Genomic DNA, 17,264 nt, shown 5'->3' with positions numbered 1-17,264 from the left:
AGGGCCTCAGTGTGCCGCACGCGGCACCGGGCCCGTCAACGCTTGCCGAGTTTCTCGACGCGGTCCAGCAGCGTGATCCAGAACGCCGCCGGCAGTTCGGCCGACAGCGGCACGGCGAAGTGCCATTCGGTCGCGAAGGCCTTGCACTTGACCGCGTCCTTCTCGGTCATCAGCACCGGCAGTTCGCTGCCGAAGCGCAGATCGGCCGGCTGGTAGGCATGGTGATCGGCGAAGGCATGCGGCACCACGCCGATGCGATGCGCACGCAGCATGTCGAAGAAGCGCTGCGGGTTGGCGATACCGGCCACCGCGTGCACGCGCTGCCCCTGGAAATGCGCGAGGCGCCGCGCGCGGCCGCCCTGCAGCGGCTGGGCGCTGTCGATGCGCAGCTGCATCGGCCATTCGCCGAAACCGCACGCAGTCTGCGCTTCGGTGCCATCGCTGGCCTGGCCCAGGTTGACCACCCGGAAGTCGCAGTCGCGCGCACGGCTGGCCGGCTCGCGCAGGGGCCCGGCCGGAATCAGCCGGCCATTGCCGTAGCGACGCTGGGCGTCGACCACTTCGATCTCGATGTCACGCGCCAGCCGGTAATGCTGCAGGCCGTCGTCGCAGACGATGATGTCGCAACCCGCCTCGACCAGCGCCTTGCCGGCCGCGACGCGGTCCGCATCGACCCGGACCGGCACGCCGGTTTTCCAGGCGATCAGCACCGGCTCGTCGCCGCCGATCGCGGTATCGGTCGTGGCCAGCACCCAGCGTGGCGTGCCCGCGTCCTCGCGGCCATAGCCACGGCTGGCGACGCCCGGCTTCCAGCCGGCCTCGCGCAGCCGGTTGACCAGCGCGATGGTCAGCGGGGTCTTGCCGGTGCCGCCGGCGGTGATGTTGCCGACCACCACCACCGGCACCGGCAGCGGATGCCGCTTCAGCCAGCGGCGGCGATACGCCATCCGCCGCAGCGCGATGGCCGCCCCGTACAGCGGTGACGCCAGGCGTGCCAGGAACGGAATCGCGGTGCCGTCATACCAGTACGACGGCGTGTGCGTACCCTTGCCGGCCATCAAGGCTGCCTTTCGCGGAACTGCATCTTGTGCAGGTGCTCGTAGAGGCCACCCAGCGCCAGCAGTTCAGTGTGCGTGCCACGCTCGACGATGCGGCCGTGATCCATCACCAGCACCTGGTCGGCATGCTCGATGGTGGACAACCGGTGCGCGATCACCAGCGTGGTGCGCTCGGGCATCAGGCGCTGCAGGGCATCCTGCACCAGGCGCTCGGATTCGTTGTCGAGCGCGGCGGTGGCTTCATCCAGGATCAGGATCGGCGCGTCGCGCAGGATCGCGCGGGCGATCGCCAGGCGCTGGCGCTGGCCGCCGGAGAGCAGCGCACCGTTCTCGCCGACCGGCGTCTGCAGCTGCTGCGGCATGCGCGCGATGAACTCCCAGGCATTGGCCGCTTCGGCCGCCGCGCGGATCTGTTCTTCGGTGGCGTCCATGCCGTAGGCGATGTTGGCGCCCACGGTGTCATCGAACAGCATCACCTTCTGCCCGACCATCGCGACCTGGCGGCGCAGGTCGGCCAACGGATAATCATCCAGCGCCACGCCGTCGAGCGTGATGCGGCCACCGCTGGGTTCGTAGAAGCGCGGCACCAGACGGATCAGGCTGGTCTTGCCGCTGCCGGAGCGGCCGACGATCGCCGTTACCGTGCCCGGCTTGGCCACGAAACTGATGTCATCCAGCGCGATGCCGGTGTCCTCGCGGTAGCGCAGCATCACGTGTTCGAACGCGAGCTCGCCACGTGCGCGGCCGATCCGCTGGATGCCTTCGTCGCGCTCGACCGGCATGTCCAGAATCCCGAACAGGCGCTCGGCGGCGGCCACGCCGCGCGAGATCGAGGTCTGCACGCTGGTCAGGCGACGCAGCGAGGGAATGATCGCCATCATCGAGGTCATCAGGCCCATGAACTGGCCTGCGTTGAGCTTGCCGGCCAGCGCCTCGCGGGTGGACACCCACACGATCACCGCCAGCGCCAGCGCGGCCAGGAACTGCACCGTGCTGGAGGCCAGCGCGCGCGTGGTCTCGACCTTCATGTTCAGGCCGAGCATGCGGTTGGCCAGACGCGAATAGCGCGAGATCTCGTGCGCCTGGGTGCCATGCACCTTCACTTCCTGCTGCGCGGCCAACGACTGCTCGGCGGTCTGCGCCATGCCACCCATGCCGTCCTGGATGCCGCGGCTGATGCGGCGGTAACGCTTGCCGACGACCGAGACGATCACGCCGATCAGCGGCACCACGACCAGCATCGCCATGGTGACCTTGACGCTCATCTGCAGCATCACCACCAGCATGGCGATGATGGTGAGGGTGTCGGCCACCAGGGTCTTGAGCGCATCGGCGCTGGCCTGGGTAACCTGCTCGGTATCGAAGTTCAGGCGGCTGACCATCACCGGCGTGGCTTCGGCATCGAAATGCGAGGACGGCAGGTGCAGGTACTTCTCCAGCACCTGCTCACGCAGGTCGCGCACCACGCTGCGCCCGGTGCGGGCAAGCGCGTAGTCGCTGACCAGGGTGGCCAGGCTGCGCATCATGAACAACCCGAGGATGGTCAGCGGCAGGATCACCGCCATGCGCGGCTCCGGGTTGACGAACCCCCGGTTGACCAGCGGCTCCATCAGCTTGGTGAAGCTGTAGCCGGCCAGGGCCTCGACCACCATCGCGACCACGGCGGCGACCATGAACACCCAATAGGCACCGGTATACCCGAGCAGGCGCTTGTAGATCGGCCAGACGGGGGAATGTTTCTTGCTCATGGACGCACCTCCGGCGCGGTAGCGATGGCGATGCGGCGGAAGCCCAGCTGGCCCAGGGCATCCTGGGCCGTGACGACAGCCTGGTAAGGCGTACGCGCGTCGGCGCGCAACAGCACGGTCTGTTCGCGATCACTGCCGGCCACGGCGGCGATCGTCTGCTTGACCGACTCCACGTCGGTACGCAGCACTTCCTGGTCGTTGATGAAGTAACGCCCTTCGGCGTTGACCAGCACGCTCAGCGAACGCGGCGGCTCGGTGGTGTCCTGCTGGCTGGCGGTCGGCAGCTGCAGCTGCAGCGTCGAGCGCGCATCGAAGGTGGTGGTGACCACGAAGAAGATGATCAGGACGAGGATCACATCGATCAGGGGAACCAGATCGATATGCGGCTCGTCCTGGATCCGGTCATTGCGGATGCGCATCCGTCAGCCCTTGACCGTCACGGGTGCGGCGCCGGCCGAAGCACCGGCGGCGCGCGGGGCGTTGTTCATCACGCCCGGGCGGCCATCGAGCGCGTCCAGCAGGGCCGAGGCCTCCTGCTCCATGTCGATCACGTAGCCGGCGATGCGGCCCTTGAAGTAGCGATGGAACATCAGCGCGGGGATCGCCACGATCATGCCGGTGGCGGTGCAGACCAGCGCCTTGCCGATACCGCCGGCCAGCTGGTTCACATCGCCCACGCCGTGGTCGAGGATGCCCATGAACATCTGGATCATGCCGACCACCGTGCCGAGCAGGCCGAGCAGCGGGCCGGCCGAGGCGATCGTGCCCAGGGCGTTCAGGAACCGCTCCATGCGGTGAACCAGGTGCCGGCCGGCATCTTCGATGCGCTCGCGGATCTGGTCGCGCGGGCGATTGCGTGCTTCCAGCGCGGTGGCCAGCAGCGCGCCCAGCGGCGAATTGCCGCGCAGCGACTGGATATGGCTCGGGTCGAGCTTGCCGCGCGCAGCCCAGTTGCGCACTTCCTGGCCCAGCCCGGGGGGCAGGACTTCATTGCGGCGCAGGGTCCAGAAACGCTCCAGGACAATTGCCAAAGCCAGTACGCCCAACAGCAGCAGCGGCAGCATCGGCCAGCCACCGGCCTTGACCAGTTCCCACACGTTTCAATCCTCCGGCCCAGCGGCCGCCTGTTTGATCGCCGATAGGATAGCAGCCGGCCGGCTCCGCTCCGCGGCATCCCACCAACGCCGCTCGAAAACCCGTTGTTCACGCACCTGCAGGCCTTCACGCCCGAGCCAGACCCGCACCGCGCCGCTGTCGGCGGTGGTGAGCACCTCGGCGCCGACCGCCTGCCAGCGCTCCACCACCTCGGCACGGGGATGACCGAAGCGGTTGCGGTGACCCGCCGAGACGATCGCCAGCCGCGGCGCGACCGCGGCCACCCACGCCGGCGTGGACGAACCGGCGCTGCCGTGGTGTGGGACGACCACCGCTTCCGCCGCCAGGCGTGCGCCCGCCTGCTGGACCAGCAGGGCTTCGCTGCGCTTTTCGATGTCACCGGCCAGCAGGATTGCACCGTGCGGCGTCTCCAGCCGCAGCACGCAGCTGCTGTCGTTGGTGGACTGCGGTTCGTCGCGCGGTGGATGCAGCACCCGGAACGTCACCCCGTCCCACTGCCAGGACTGCCCGGCATGGCAGGCCGAGGCCCGACCGCGCAGCGCATCGGGCGGCGCCTGCAGCATCGCGCCCGGAAAGCTGCGGCGGACCCCGCGCAGCCCGCCGGTGTGGTCGCGGTGATCGTGGCTGATCATGATCCGGTCCAGACGGCCCTGCCCCAGCGCACGCAGGGTCGGCACCACGATCCGCTCGCCCGCGTCGAAGCCATCGTCGGCCCCGGGCCCGGTGTCGTACAGCAGCGTGTGCCGGCGCGTGCGCACGGCTACCGCCAGGCCCTGCCCGACATCCATCACGATCAGCTCCACCTCGCCCTCGCCCGGGCCATGCCGCGCCGGCCACAACAGCGGCAGGCACAGCAGCAGGGCCGGCACGCGGCCACCACTGCCGCGCGGCAGCAACAGCCAGAACACACCGAACACTGCCGAGATCAACGCCCAGCGGTTGGCCTGCGGCAGCCACCACAGCGAGAGATCGCTGCGCGCGGCATACCCGAACAGCCACCAGCTCGCTTCGAAGCACCACGCCGCCAGCTGCCACGGCCAGCGCCCCGCCCCGTCGATCAGCGCCTCCAGCGCGGTGCCGAGCAGCGCCAGCGGCACCACCACCATCGTCCACCAAGGAATCGCCACCAGATTCACCAGCGGCCCCGCACGCGAGGCCTGCCCGAACAGCGCCACGGTCAGCGGCAGCAGCGCCACCGTCGCCACGCCCTGCGCGCCCAGAAAACCGCGCAGCCAGCCCTCCTCACGCCCCGGCAGGCACCAGATCAGCCACAGCACGCCGGCAAAGCTCAGCCAGAAACCGGGGGCGAGCACAGCGAGCGGATCGAACAGCAGCATCGCCAGCGCGGCCAGCGCCAGCGATTGCGCCACGGTCGCCCGCCGCCGACTACAACGCGCAGCGGCCACCACCGCGATCATCAGCACGGTCCGCACCGTGGGCAGCGCGAAGCCGGCCGCCGCCGCGTACAGCGCCGCGCCCGCGACGGCGGCTACCGCGGCACCCATCGGCCGCGGCCAGTGCAGGCCGAGCAGCGGCAGGCAGCGCCAGAGCCCGCCCGCCAGCACGGCGGCAACGCCCGCCACCACGCCGACATGGAAACCGGAGATCGCCACCAGGTGGGTCACCCCCAGCGCGCGCAGATCGTCCCAGTCGGCCGGGCTCAGGCCGCGGGTGTCACCCAGCGCCAGTGCCTGGACGAAGCGGCGGCCGTCGCTCTCGACCGCCGTGGCGATCGCGTCGGCCATCTCTTCGCGCCATGCGGGCAATCCCGCTGGCGCGGCCAGCGCAGTCGCTTGGGCGGGCTCGCGCACGTACCCGCTCCCGGCAACGCGCTGCCGGAGTGCGTAGCCCTCGGCATCGAACCCGCCAGGATTCACCCGGCCGCGCGGGGGCCGGACCCGTACGCCGAGCGACCAGCGCTCGCCCGCGCGCAGCGTGCGTCGGCGATCATCGGTCGCGCCACGGAATCCGTCGTACCAGCCCAGGGCCAGGTCGCGGCCACGGAGCTCGGCGGGCATCGCCGGATCATCGTCCACCCGGAAGCCGAAGCGGGTGCCGCCGGGGCCGTGCACCGGCAGGCTGGTCACCCGTCCCTGCACAACGTGGTCCACCGGCGCGCTGCCGGCGGGAAGCTGCTGCGCGAGCCCGGCGTGGCCGTGGAAGGCGGCCCAGCCGAGGCCGAAAAGGGCGGCGCCGAGGAGGCGCAGGCGGGAGGGGAGGATCCAGAGCAGCATGCCGACCGACGCCGCGGCCACGCCCCACCCCGCCGGCAACAGCCGGGGCGCGAACACAGTCGCGCAGACGCCGGCCAGCAGGGCCACGACACAGGCCTTGCCGAAGATCGGAAGATGCGTCGGCATTGCCATGACACTGGCGTGCAGCACTCGCAGCATGCGAAGCGCCCTGGAAAACCAGAGTGTCGGTCGTTCGCTACATGCCGGGTATCAGAGGGGTATGCACTACGTTGTCGGGATACGCACAGGAAGCGCCAAGGGGAAATCACACCGCAGTGGAGAAGCGCGCCCTTTCATGTCACCAACCAAACGCACATAGCAAAAAAGCCAACCTGATGGCTGGCTTTTCTGTTGTTCCACTGCAGTCTCCGGGACTGAAGTGGTGGGCGGTACAGGGTTCGAACCTGTGACCCCTACCATGTCAAGGTCGCGGAAGATCAACGGAAACAACGACTAAGCCGATCACCCGCGATCATTGGCGGCCTACGGAAATCAACGACTTGCCCGTGGCCTGGGGTCAGTTTGGGGTCAGTCAAAGGAAGCGCTTTCAATGCCTCCCGCAACCTCCGCTCCTGCGGGGTCTCGACCGGCTTCCGCTTGGGCTTGGCCGGTGGTGCCGGCGGGTCGCCGACGAGCCGCGCAACAGTCTCCTTCAGCGGCACACCCTCCAGTATCCGGGCGGCGCAGCGTTGGCCGTGCCGCCACCGGTGCTGGTCGGCTTCCAGGGAAACGCGTCTGCTACCATCCGGCGTCCTCCATATCTAGAGCAATTGTTCTGTAATGAAACTGAAGCTGGAATCCTTCTCCGCGTACGACGACGAGCACGACATGCCCCATTCGGTTGGCGCCGTTTTGTGCATCGAGGCATCTGACAGCGCTGAGGGCACGATCCACATTTCAAGCAGGGTGACCGTGACGTTCCAGCATCCAGCACCCAGAGACCTGACATTCCGCGAAGTGGAACGGCTTGCGACAGAACGTGTGCTGGAAGCTCTGTAAGAACAGGAAGTAGAACTACCCATTCATCGATCTTGAGAAGGTAATCCCCGCGCTGGTTAGCCCCAGCCGGGGCTGTTCGGCATCTTCCACGGCAGTGAACTCGTAGCGATTGCCCACCACCAAGCCGGCGGCACGCTCATGCCAATCTGGCATGCGCTTCCTCCAGCTGGTGGGCTACCTGTTGTCCACGGCAGCCGTCTGCCTTCGTGCCGACATTCCAACTTCTACAGCCTCCCCAAGTCCCGCAGGTGAAGTTCGTCGCAGCAGTGCAGCGAGGAGCCGACCGCAGCAACCAGACGTCCCGAGGCTTGGTTGAGGTATACGGCCTGGAGACGTCCCGCTTCCAACACAGCCGTCATCTACTGGCTCGAGCAACGCAAAGGCTCAACCGTCTGGTATCGGGCGTGGCGCGATGCCACGGGATGCAAGCAGCGCGCTTCGCTTGGCACAAGAGATCCTGACGAAGCCAAGATAGCCCCAATGGTCCGTGGAAAACGCCGCGATGAAGGACCAGGCGCCGTCCGACGTGCTGGTGAGCACAGTCCTGACCCGCTACATGCACCAGCACGGCGACGCCCTTGCCAGCAACGACAGTGCGAGTCGAGGGGTGGACCTGTGGAATGAGTTCTTCGGCCCGGCCGCGACCGTGGCCGACGTGACCATCGCGCGCCAGGAAGACTTCATGAAGTGGCTGGCCGAACGGGACTACACCGACGGCTACGTGCGCCGGATGCTGGGCGTTGGCAAATCCGCGATGAATCGGGCCTGGAAGCGCGGGGAGATCACGCAGGTGCCGTTCGTGGAGCTACCCCCTGTCGGGGAGGCCTACCCGCATTACGCCACCCGTGACCAGATTGTGCGGCTGCTCAATACCGAGATGCCCGAACACGTCTGGGCCTACTTCCTGATCCGGCTGTGCACGGCCTGCCGCGGCGACGCAGCGCGCGACCTGCAGCGGTTCCAGATCGACACGGCGGCCCGGCTGGTCAACCTGAACCCGGCTGGGCGGCGGCAGACCAAGAAGTACCGTCCCACGGTCCCGCTGCTGCCGGCCTTGGAGGCCTACCTGGGAACGGTGAAAACCGAGGCCCACCTGGTCCACTGGCACGGCCGGCACATCAAGTCGCTCAAGACGACCTGGCGGAAGCTGCGGAAGCGCGCCCTGCTGCCGCTGTGGTTCGTTCCCAAGACGGTGCGGCACACCCTGTCCACGTGGCTGCGGCAGCGCGGTGTACCCGCCTCGGAGGTCTCTGGACTGCTGGGCCACCACGCCGGCGGCACCACGGACACATACGCGAAATTTGACCCGGCCTACATGGGCCCGGCACGCGCGGCGCTGACTGAAATCATTGAGGATCTGGGGAGGGATGTTCCGAAGATTCGTGCCCTGCTTGGGGTCACTATGGGGTCACCTTGCATGACCCCTCAAACTGCTCTTTCCACTTCAAGCCTTGGTGCATCTGGCCTGAGAGTGGTGGGCGGTACAGGGTTCGAACCTGTGACCCCTACCATGTCAAGGTAGTGCTCTACCGCTGAGCTAACCGCCCGTTTTGCTTCCTGCCCCGCTGCGAATGCGTCGGTGCAGGCCGCGTATATTACGGACGCCCCCTGGAAAGCGCAACACTTTTGTGAAGATATTTCACAACGCGTTGTTCAACCCAGACTGGCCTCCTTCAACGTGCGGATCTGGTCGCGGACGCGGGCAGCATCCTCGAACTCCAGATCACGTGCGTGCTGGTACATCTGCTGCTCCAGCGCCTGCAGACGCTTGGCGATCTGGGCCGGCTCCATCGTGCGGTAATCGGCCGCCTCTTCGGCCACGCGGCCGCCCTTGCCCTTGCCCTTCCCTTTACCGCGCGACTCCTTCTCAGCCGCTTCCGATCGCGCGCCTTCCAGCACATCGGTGATCGGCCGCAGTACCGACTTGGGCACGATGCCATGCAGTTCGTTGTACTCGACCTGCTTGGCGCGGCGGCGGTCGGTCTCGTCGATCGCCGCCTGCATCGAGCGGGTCATCTTGTCCGCATACAGGATCGCCTTGCCACGCAGGTTGCGGGCGGCGCGGCCGATGGTCTGGATCAGCGAGCCGGTCGAGCGCAGGAAGCCTTCCTTGTCCGCATCCAGGATTGCCACCAGCGACACTTCGGGCATGTCCAGGCCTTCGCGCAGCAGGTTGATGCCGACCAGCACATCGAACTTGCCCAGGCGCAGGTCGCGGATGATCTCCACGCGCTCGACGGTGTCGATATCCGAGTGCAGGTAACGCACGCGGATGCCGTGCTCGGTCAGGTATTCGGTCAGGTTCTCGGCCATGCGCTTGGTCAGCGTCGTGACCAGCACGCGGTCGCCAAGCTTGATGCGTTCGTTCACCTCGGACATCAGATCGTCGACCTGGGTACCGACCGGACGGATCTCGACCACCGGATCGATCAGGCCGGTCGGACGCACCACCAGCTCGGCAATCTCGCCCTCGGTCTCGCGCAGCTCATACGGGCCCGGCGTGGCCGAGACGTAGATGCTGCGCGGGCAACGTTCTTCCCACTCTTCGAACCGCAGCGGACGGTTGTCCAGCGCCGACGGCAGGCGGAAACCGAACTCGACCAGCGTCTCCTTGCGCGAGCGATCGCCTTTGAACATCGCGCCGATCTGCGGGATGGTCACGTGCGATTCGTCGATCACCAGCAGCGCGTCCGGCGGCAGGTAATCGAACAGGGTCGGCGGCGGATCGCCGGCATTCTTGCCGGTGAGATGCCGCGAGTAATTCTCGATGCCGTTGCAGTAGCCGACCTCGGCCATCATCTCCAGATCGAACTGGGTGCGCTGCGCCAGGCGCTGCGCTTCCACCAGCTTGTTCTGCTCGTACAACTGCTCCAGGCGGACCTTCAACTCCGCCTTGATCGTGTCCACCGCCGACAGCACCCGCTCGCGTGTCGTGGCGTAGTGGGTCTTCGGATAGATCGTGTAACGCATCATCTTGCGCAGGCTCTCGCCGGTCAGCGGATCGAACATGCTGATCTGCTCGACCTCGCCTTCGAACAGCTCGATGCGCACCGCCTCGCTGTCCGACTCGGCCGGGAACACGTCCACCACTTCGCCGCGCACGCGGAAGGTGCCGCGGTGCAGCTCGAACTCATTGCGGGTGTACTGCAGCTGGGTCAGGTGCTTGATCAGGTCGCGCTGGTCGATCCGCTCGCCGGTGGAGAGGATCAGCCGCATCGACAGGTAATCCTCCGGCGCGCCGAGGCCGTAGATCGCCGACACCGTCGCCACCACGATCGCGTCCGGGCGCGACAACAGGGTCTTGGTCGCGGCCAACCGCATCTGCTCGATGTGCTCGTTGATCGAACTGTCCTTCTCGATGAAGGTGTCCGACGAGGGCACGTAAGCCTCGGGCTGGTAGTAGTCGTAATAGCTGACGAAATACTCGACCGCGTTGTGCGGGAAGAACGACTTGAACTCGCCGTACAGCTGCGCCGCCAGCGTCTTGTTCGGGGCCATCACCAGGGTCGGCTTCTGCACCTGCTGGATCACGTTGGCGATCGTATAGGTCTTGCCGGAACCGGTGACGCCGAGCAGGGTCTGCTTGGCGATGCCCGCCTCGAAGTTGGCGGTCAGTTTCTCGATGGCCGCCGGTTGGTCGCCCGCCGGCGAATACGGGGATACAAGTTGGAAACGATCGCTCATGGTGCCGCCACTGCCGGGAAGCGCCCAGTATAACGGCCGCCTTGGTGACGGCCGGTTGATGGGATCACCGACAGCAGAATGCGGCATGAACCGGCGGCGGCGGGGCGTTCAGGCGGCCAGAGTGGACCCTTCCCGCGCGCCGGACGTCCACCGTGAACCAGCCCCGCTCCCTGCCCCGCCGCGCCGCCTGCGCGGGCGTGACCCTGATCCATGCGCTGCTCGCGATGGCGGTACTGGGCATCCTCACCGGCATGGCCCTGCCGGCTATGCAGCAGACCCGGGACCGCCTGCAGGCCGACAGCCTGCGCATGCAGCTCGCTTCGGCGCTGGCCACCGCACGCAATACGGCGATCACCGAGCGGCGCCGGATCACGGTCTGCCCGACCGACGATGGCGTCCACTGTGGCCGGGACTGGAGCCGGGGCTGGATGCTCCATGGCGCCGCGACGCCCTCGGGCCAGGAACCGGCCCAGGACCCCATTCTGGTGCAGCAGCAGGCCCGTTCGAGGCTGAGCGCCCGGGGCAGCCAGCACAAGCCCATCATCCAGTTCCGGCCGGATGGGCAGCTCAATGGCAGCAATCAGTCGGTCATCTTCTGCCTGGACGGCAGCGCTCAAGGGAAGGTCGTGGTCAGCCGGCAAGGCCGCATCCGCAGCGAGCGGCCCCGCCGTCCCGTGGGCTGCTGAGGCAGGCATCGCCGACCCGCCGGAAACACAAAAAACAAAAGCCGCGATTGCTCGCGGCTTCTGTAGATCTGGCGCCCGAAGTTGGACTCGAACCAACGACCCCCTGATTAACAGTCAAGTGCTCTAACCGGCTGAGCTATTCGGGCGGGGTGCGCATTCTAGCCAGCATCGGCGGTGTGATGCAAGCGCTCGCGTCCATCGGATGGAACAGCCGCGTCACCAGCAACCGGAGACGGTCTTTTCGGTCGGCGTCTTGCGCCCGGCCTGGTCCAGCGCCAGCGTGCCGCACTTGTCCTTGGCCTGGCTGCCGCCCTCGACCGGGGTGGCCTGGATGCCGAAGGTGCTGGCCGTTGGATCCTTGTCGAACGCCAGTGTGTAATGCGCGGTGCCTTCGCGCGGCGACTGCGCGAAGGCCAGCGTGGCGGCGGCATAGGTGTTGTTCACCGTGTGGTAGCGCTCCAGGTTCTGGGCCAGTTCGACCAGATCGGCCTTGGCCTGTGCCCGCCGCGACTTGCGCACGGAGTCCTGGTACGCCGGCAGCGCCACGGTTGCCAGGATCGCGACCACGGCCACCGTGATCATCAGTTCGATCAGGGTGAAGCCCGCGGCCCGGCGGCGGAAGGAGGTGCGCATCGTCTTTCTCGTCAGGAGGGTCATCAGCGCACCTGCCGCCAGGACTGGCGACCGCAGGGACGCGGCATGTACAACGGATCGGCGCTACCGGTGCGCAGCACATAGGTGCAGATGTCGTTCTTGAGCTGCTCGTCGATCGTGCAGCCCGGATCGCCCGCCTTGCAGATGTTGCTCTTGTTGTCCGGGACGAAGATGCTGTTGTCCTTCATGGGCGGTCCGTTGCTGTCCTTGCCCCCACTGGTCAGCTTCGCGCCCCCACAGTTGCCGGTGCACAGCGGATCCCCACCGGGCGTGTCGCTCAGCCCGCCCAGCGCGCCGGCGCCGGTCAGCAGGTTCAGCGCATACCGCCAGTTGACGCCACCGCCGCCACCGCAGACGGCCTGCCCAGGCACGTAGGTATTGAAGTACACCGCACCACTCTGGATGCGCGGATTGCCGATGAAGCGCTCCCCATCGACGGTACCGCCGACGATCAGGTCGACGTACCAGCCGCGTTTGCTTACGTAGCTGACTGCGTTCTTGCTGACGTAACGGTAACCATCGCTGCCGAGCGTGATCTCCTGGGCCACCAGGTCACTCCTGCTGCCGACGGTCGTGCTCAGGTTGTCCCAGACGCTGTACAGCGAATTGATCGGAGAGTTCGAGCTGACGGCATTGTCATCGCTGGCGAAGTACTGCCCGGTGCCGAACAGGATGTTGTAGCCGCGGCCGGCCGCTCGGGTCACCTCGAAACCGCCGGTGATCGGTTGGGCCACGCCGTTGCGGGTCGCGGTGAACACCGGCGCGCCGCCATAGGCAACGGTCCAGTTGGTCGGATCGGCGTCGCGCAGATCGAACTTCCAGAGATTGCCCTGCATGTCGCCGCCATAGACCGTATCGACGATGCGGTTGGTGTTGTTGGCGGCCACGGCGGCAATGTTCATCAGGCCGTTGCGCAGCGCATAGCCACCGCCGCTGGGAGAAATCCGGCCGATCACCTCACCGGTCTGGATGTCCACCACGAACAGCACCGGCTTGCCGCTGGAGGCATTGATGCCGTTACCGAACAGCGCCACGAAGCGCGGTGCGGTATTCGCATCGCCGCCGCTGACCGGCACGATCACCGGCTTGCCCAGTGCAAAGCCCATGTCCGAATCGGTCTTGCCCGAGATCTCCCACAGCACGTCATCCTTGGTGAAGCCGCTCGGGTTGCTCACGTTCAACGCGAACATCGAGCCGTTGCCGGCGGCCGTCGCATTCGGTGCACGGTTGGCGCCGCCGGCCCCGGTCGAACCGACCAGCACGGTGTGCCACGCATCCCCGTAGTAGACATCCGAGGACGTCAGCGGACCATCGACGTAATAACGGTGCGCATAGCTCGGGTTGGCCAGCTCCGCCATGTGCTGCAGCGAGGAGGACGGAATGAATGCCATCACCTCGCTGCCTGCCGCGGTACCCGTGGACGCGTTGAAGCCATGCAGCATGCCGTCGTTGGCACCGACGTACAGCATCGTCGGCGGGCCACCGGCGGCCTTTTTTGCCTTCAGATAGGCGGTGTAGCGGGAGCCGAGCGTTGCTTTCCATTCGGGCGACGTGGTCCAGGAGCCGTAACCGAAGTTGTTGGCCGTGGACACGATCTCGGTCGTCGAATTGACGATGTCGCCGAGGATGGCGCTGCGCGAACGGAAGCCACTGAACGCTGCACCCTTCAGGTAGTTCACCAGATCGGCGACGGTATGCGAGCCGAACCAGTTCGGGACCGAGCTGCTGAAGCCCATGTTGCCCAATTGAGCGGCGCGATCGCTGCCCGGGACGTTGTTGGCTTCGAACGGTGCAGCTGCTACCGGCACCAGCTGACCGCGTGCGTTGACCGTCGTCGGCGCGGTCGCCACGACGATGTTGCGGCCGCTGGAGCTCATCTTGGTCGACGCCCGCCACAGCACATCGCCATCGGCGCCAAGCGAACCCACCTTGGTCGCGACCACGTCGCCGGTCCAGTCGTTCGTGCCCGAGGGCACTTTGTAGCTGGCCGACACCGTGAACGATCCCGTACTGATGCGGGCGCCGGAACCACCGCCGCCTACGGGCGCATCGCCCTCGGCCGCGCTTTCGAAGATGGCCTCCAGCGCCGCCTTCAGCTTGGCCGGGTTGCGCGCCAGGAAGTAGTTGTCCGGCACACCGGCTTCCTTGGTATCCCACTTGCCGCTGGGAACGCCGTACTTGGCGGCGTACCAGAGCGGGCTCTCGAGCTGGTTGGCCTGGGCACCACTGAGTTTGTAACGGACGACGGAGGGCGTTGCCCATTCCGGAGGCGGATTCACCAGCCTGGAAAGCACCGAACCGTTCTTGTTGCCGGGACGCAGCAGCAGGCGCTGTACGTTGCTGGCGGCGTTGGAACCAACGATGGTGTACCCGGTCAGCATGGCGTTGCCCGCGTACGCCGACAGGTTCTCCAGCCGCACCAGCACCTCATCGGGGCCGATCGTGGCATTCAGCAGCTGGTTCTTGCAGACCGCATTGTCCACCGAACGCCAGCACATGTCGGCGATGCCGGTCTTGTCGCCACAGGCGGCGCCGACGCAGTAACTCATCATGGACACGACGTCGTTGTCATGGTCGTTACCCCACAGCGAATCTTCCCAGACCAGCGAGAAACTGCCGGACTGGCCATCGGCACGGTAGGGACGTCCATACACATGATAGGGCTTGACCCTGGAAGTCTTCGTGCCAATGCCGACCGCGCCGAGGAAACAGCTGCGCCACCCCGTACTGTTGATCTTGGCTGCTTCGGTGTTGTTCGCCTGGCAGAGGGGCGACAGCGATATGGTGCCGCCGGCAACGCTGATGTCGAACCGCGGCAGGTTCTCGGCCATGGCCACGGTGTAGGTGGTCGCGGTGAGCTTGTAATCCGACGGTTTATCCTTCAGGCCCGGGCGCATATCCGTTTCCGCGGCGGCCTTGGCCAACCCCGCCATCAGATAGCTGCCCTCGGTGGACGGGATGTCCGGGCAGATGCCACGCACGAGGCTCAGGTTGTTGACCGTCAGCGCCTGGCAGATGTCTTCATGGGTATTGATCGAAGCATAGCGCGGCGTATTACCGACCCGGCCCGCCATGTAGCTCTTGCCATGGATGCCTTCCGCCGCGCCGAGGGCATCGGTCGCCGAGACCGCCGATGCAAGATTGCCCACCGAACCGATGTTGTCGCTGTCGAACGACGGCAGGCCCGACGACATCACCAGGATGTTGCAGGTCGCGCAGTAGGAATTGCCCCCCTGCGCAGGGGAGCGATACGGATCCTTCCATTCCACCCCTTTCGGGAGCCCGGACAGGTCTCCGGTATCGCCGTACACCTTGGTCCCGGCACCCACGTAGCGCAGCGCCTCGGCATACATCTCCGCCAGCGGGTTACCCCAGGCACTGCACTTCTTGGCCTTGTCGCCTGACGCGCCAGGATCCAGCAGATTGCCGCGGTCGCCGAAGCCCTGGCGGTTGAGAATGCTGTAGTCGTTACAGTCGTTCCAGTTGCTGCTCCAGTTCCACTGGTCGATGCGGAAGTTGGAGATCGTGTTGATGATCCCTTCCGTACCACTGTCTTTTTTCAGGCACAGTTGCCCGGTGGCCAGATTGATCTCGTCGCCGGCGTCGCAAAGCTTGCTGCCGTTGCCAGCAATCTTGCCGATGTTCTTGCGCAGCACGCCTCCATCGCGGGGGCTGGAGTAGGTGCCGGTGACCAGGCCGAAGCGCAGGCGCCCGCTTTCGCCGTAGGTCTGCAGCAGGCCACTGGGCTTGTAGTGATCGGTGGTGCCGTCGTTGTACTTGCGGCAGAAGCTCTCGCGGTGCGCATCCTTGCCGGGATCACACACTTCCACGCGTACGGTGTAGTCGGTTGGTTTGCCCTGGGGCGAATCGGAAGCCTCCTCCCCGGTGCGGTTGTAGCCGCACTGGTACGACGCGGTGGAGGCCCACTCCGTGAAGACGCTGCTGGCCACACGCATGAGCGGCGCGCCACCCGCTTCAATGCTGGCATTGCAGAACGAGGCGTCTCCACTCAGCGGCGTGAACTTGTTGATGTCCTTACCGGTATAGACCTTGACCCACGCATGCAGGTCGTTGGGGATCTGAGCGCGCTCGATCACAGTCTTGTTGGGGTCGTCGACAGAACGCTGCCCGCCATAAAGCACGTAGCGCATCACGTCCAGACGGCTCATCGTCACCCAGTTGAGGAAATTCCCCGACCATGCACCGCTGCACTCGTGCTTCTTTTCACCCGCCCCCGTCGCCGGACCCGACGCTTTGAAGACGCCGCTGCCGGAGTTGTAGCTGTAGCAGAGGTTCGAGTCGAAATAGCCCGAATACGAGAAATTGTTCTGGTACGTGGTATCGATGATCTTGTCATCGTCCAGATCGCTGTAGTCGCTGTAGGCCTTGTTGAACAGCTGCTCATCGCGCGACATCACCATCATCATCAGCGGCGGCTGGCTCTGCTTGGTGTACAGCGGTTCCTGGGCGAGGTCGTAATCGCCGAGCGCGGCGCGCAGCGGCACCACGCGGCTGAGCAGAAAGCCCAGCACCAGGACACCGAAACCGATGCGCAGCCAGGTCACGGTGCGCTTGCTGAGTTGGAAGCGTTCAGAGGTCATGGGATATAGATCGTATCGACGACCGCACTGGCCGAGGGGTTGTCCGGGTCATCACTGGCCAATGCCGTGATCTGGTAGATGTTGCCGGTGTCTTCGTTCTCTGGCTGGCCCTCGACGACACTGCCACCGGCCGTGAAGCACTTGTCCATCCGCCGTGTATAGGTGGCCTTCGCGTCGCTGGTACCGTCGGCCCAGGTCAGCGGATCGAAGATCGGGCTGCACTCTTCCTGGTCGGCGCTGTAGGTCTCACCGCCGGCCAGGGTCGTCTCGATCGTGCTCTCCATCGAACGCGCATCGGCCTCGGCGTTCTGGAACGCCAGGTTGGTGCGCAGGTAGTTGGCGGCCATGCGCTCCTGCATGCCGGTCACCTGCATCCCGGCCACGCCGAGCAGGGCCAGCAGGATCAGGATGATCAGGGCGACATACAGCACGGCGCCATCCTGGCGGCGGGGGGCGGTGAAGGGCTTGCGACGCATGGCCATGG

The 17,264-nt window shown here is 66.2% G+C and carries 12 protein-coding genes and 2 tRNA genes; 3 read left to right on the top strand and 11 right to left on the bottom strand.

Annotated elements, in window-relative coordinates; all coding sequences use genetic code 11:
- Positions 1-35: 35 nt before the first annotated feature.
- From lpxK to ABE473_RS05995, 5 genes are read right to left on the bottom strand one after another with little or no spacing between them, the layout of a single operon-like run.
- A complete protein-coding gene (gene lpxK / locus ABE473_RS06015) occupies positions 36-1,058 on the bottom strand; it encodes a tetraacyldisaccharide 4'-kinase (RefSeq protein WP_346488813.1) in 1,023 nt (340 codons plus the stop codon).
- Entirely contained in the window at positions 1,058-2,806 is a 1,749-nt protein-coding gene (gene msbA, locus ABE473_RS06010) for a lipid A export permease/ATP-binding protein MsbA (RefSeq protein ID WP_176989596.1), read from the bottom strand. The genes lpxK and msbA overlap by 1 nt, the downstream gene beginning before the upstream one ends.
- Positions 2,803-3,225, bottom strand: a complete 423-nt coding sequence (locus ABE473_RS06005) for a biopolymer transporter ExbD (RefSeq protein ID WP_019183376.1) — start codon at positions 3,223-3,225, stop codon at positions 2,803-2,805. Before ABE473_RS06005 ends, msbA begins: the two co-directional genes overlap by 4 nt.
- A 3-nt stretch (positions 3,226-3,228) precedes the next feature.
- Positions 3,229-3,903 (bottom strand): MotA/TolQ/ExbB proton channel family protein, encoded by a 675-nt coding sequence (locus tag ABE473_RS06000; RefSeq protein WP_346478589.1) that lies wholly within the window; start codon positions 3,901-3,903, stop codon positions 3,229-3,231.
- A 3-nt stretch (positions 3,904-3,906) separates the two neighbouring features.
- Positions 3,907-6,315, bottom strand: a complete 2,409-nt coding sequence (locus ABE473_RS05995) for a DNA internalization-related competence protein ComEC/Rec2 (RefSeq protein WP_346488812.1) — start codon at positions 6,313-6,315, stop codon at positions 3,907-3,909.
- Between the two features lie 621 nt (positions 6,316-6,936).
- Between ABE473_RS05995 and ABE473_RS05990 the strand changes: the two genes are divergently transcribed.
- On the top strand, positions 6,937-7,155 hold the full coding sequence (locus ABE473_RS05990) for a hypothetical protein (RefSeq protein WP_313424674.1): 219 nt from the start codon (positions 6,937-6,939) through the stop codon (positions 7,153-7,155).
- 502 nt (positions 7,156-7,657) lie between these two features.
- A complete protein-coding gene (locus tag ABE473_RS05985; RefSeq protein WP_346488890.1) occupies positions 7,658-8,677 on the top strand; it encodes a tyrosine-type recombinase/integrase in 1,020 nt (339 codons plus the stop codon).
- Here the strand turns inward: ABE473_RS05985 and ABE473_RS05980 are convergent.
- Together ABE473_RS05980 and uvrB are read right to left on the bottom strand one after the other, a co-directional pair.
- Positions 8,628-8,702, bottom strand: a tRNA-Val gene (locus ABE473_RS05980). The genes ABE473_RS05985 and ABE473_RS05980 overlap by 50 nt on opposite strands.
- A 106-nt stretch (positions 8,703-8,808) precedes the next feature.
- Positions 8,809-10,839 (bottom strand): excinuclease ABC subunit UvrB, encoded by a 2,031-nt coding sequence (uvrB, locus tag ABE473_RS05975; protein WP_346488811.1) that lies wholly within the window; start codon positions 10,837-10,839, stop codon positions 8,809-8,811.
- Between the two features lie 152 nt (positions 10,840-10,991).
- On the opposite strand from uvrB, the gene ABE473_RS05970 reads away from it, so the two are divergent.
- Positions 10,992-11,525 (top strand): GspH/FimT family pseudopilin, encoded by a 534-nt coding sequence (locus ABE473_RS05970; protein WP_346488810.1) that lies wholly within the window; start codon positions 10,992-10,994, stop codon positions 11,523-11,525.
- A gap of 69 nt (positions 11,526-11,594) precedes the next feature.
- Here the strand turns inward: ABE473_RS05970 and ABE473_RS05965 are convergent.
- The 4 genes from ABE473_RS05965 to ABE473_RS05950 all read right to left on the bottom strand — a co-directional run bounded on the left by ABE473_RS05965 (position 11,595) and on the right by ABE473_RS05950 (position 17,262).
- A tRNA-Asn gene (locus tag ABE473_RS05965) sits at positions 11,595-11,671 on the bottom strand.
- A 70-nt stretch (positions 11,672-11,741) separates the two neighbouring features.
- The gene (locus tag ABE473_RS05960; protein WP_346488809.1) at positions 11,742-12,158 is read right to left on the bottom strand and encodes a type IV pilin protein; all 417 of its coding nucleotides are present in this window, start codon (positions 12,156-12,158) and stop codon (positions 11,742-11,744) included.
- Positions 12,159-12,181: 23 nt separating this feature from the next.
- Complete coding sequence (locus tag ABE473_RS05955) at positions 12,182-16,780, bottom strand: PilC/PilY family type IV pilus protein (protein WP_346488808.1); 4,599 nt, start codon at positions 16,778-16,780, stop codon at positions 12,182-12,184.
- Positions 16,777-17,262: a PilX N-terminal domain-containing pilus assembly protein gene (locus ABE473_RS05950; RefSeq protein ID WP_346478582.1), complete on the bottom strand. Its 486-nt coding sequence runs from the start codon at positions 17,260-17,262 to the stop codon at positions 16,777-16,779. The genes ABE473_RS05955 and ABE473_RS05950 overlap by 4 nt, the downstream gene beginning before the upstream one ends.
- Positions 17,263-17,264 lie beyond the last annotated feature (2 nt).

Source organism: Stenotrophomonas sp. TWI700 (genome assembly GCF_039673645.1).
GTDB classification, from domain to species: Bacteria; Pseudomonadota; Gammaproteobacteria; order Xanthomonadales; family Xanthomonadaceae; genus Stenotrophomonas; species Stenotrophomonas maltophilia_AA.
The sequence above is the reverse complement of the archived record's forward strand: the minus strand, read 5'-3'. Positions and strand labels throughout refer to the sequence as shown.

Excerpts from the sequence above, each read along its gene's own strand:
- lpxK (WP_346488813.1), bottom strand. The coding sequence starts at position 1,058 with ATGGCCGGCAAGGGTACGCACACGCCGTCGTACTGGTATGACGGCACC.
- msbA (WP_176989596.1), bottom strand. The coding sequence starts at position 2,806 with ATGAGCAAGAAACATTCCCCCGTCTGGCCGATCTACAAGCGCCTGCTC.
- ABE473_RS06005 (WP_019183376.1), bottom strand. The coding sequence starts at position 3,225 with ATGCGCATCCGCAATGACCGGATCCAGGACGAGCCGCATATCGATCTG.
- ABE473_RS05995 (WP_346488812.1), bottom strand. The coding sequence starts at position 6,315 with ATGCTGCGAGTGCTGCACGCCAGTGTCATGGCAATGCCGACGCATCTT.
- ABE473_RS05990 (WP_313424674.1), top strand. The coding sequence starts at position 6,937 with ATGAAACTGAAGCTGGAATCCTTCTCCGCGTACGACGACGAGCACGAC.
- ABE473_RS05985 (WP_346488890.1), top strand. The coding sequence starts at position 7,658 with ATGAAGGACCAGGCGCCGTCCGACGTGCTGGTGAGCACAGTCCTGACC.
- uvrB (WP_346488811.1), bottom strand. The coding sequence starts at position 10,839 with ATGAGCGATCGTTTCCAACTTGTATCCCCGTATTCGCCGGCGGGCGAC.
- ABE473_RS05960 (WP_346488809.1), bottom strand. The coding sequence starts at position 12,158 with ATGCGCACCTCCTTCCGCCGCCGGGCCGCGGGCTTCACCCTGATCGAA.
- ABE473_RS05955 (WP_346488808.1), bottom strand. The coding sequence starts at position 16,780 with ATGACCTCTGAACGCTTCCAACTCAGCAAGCGCACCGTGACCTGGCTG.
- ABE473_RS05950 (WP_346478582.1), bottom strand. The coding sequence starts at position 17,262 with ATGGCCATGCGTCGCAAGCCCTTCACCGCCCCCCGCCGCCAGGATGGC.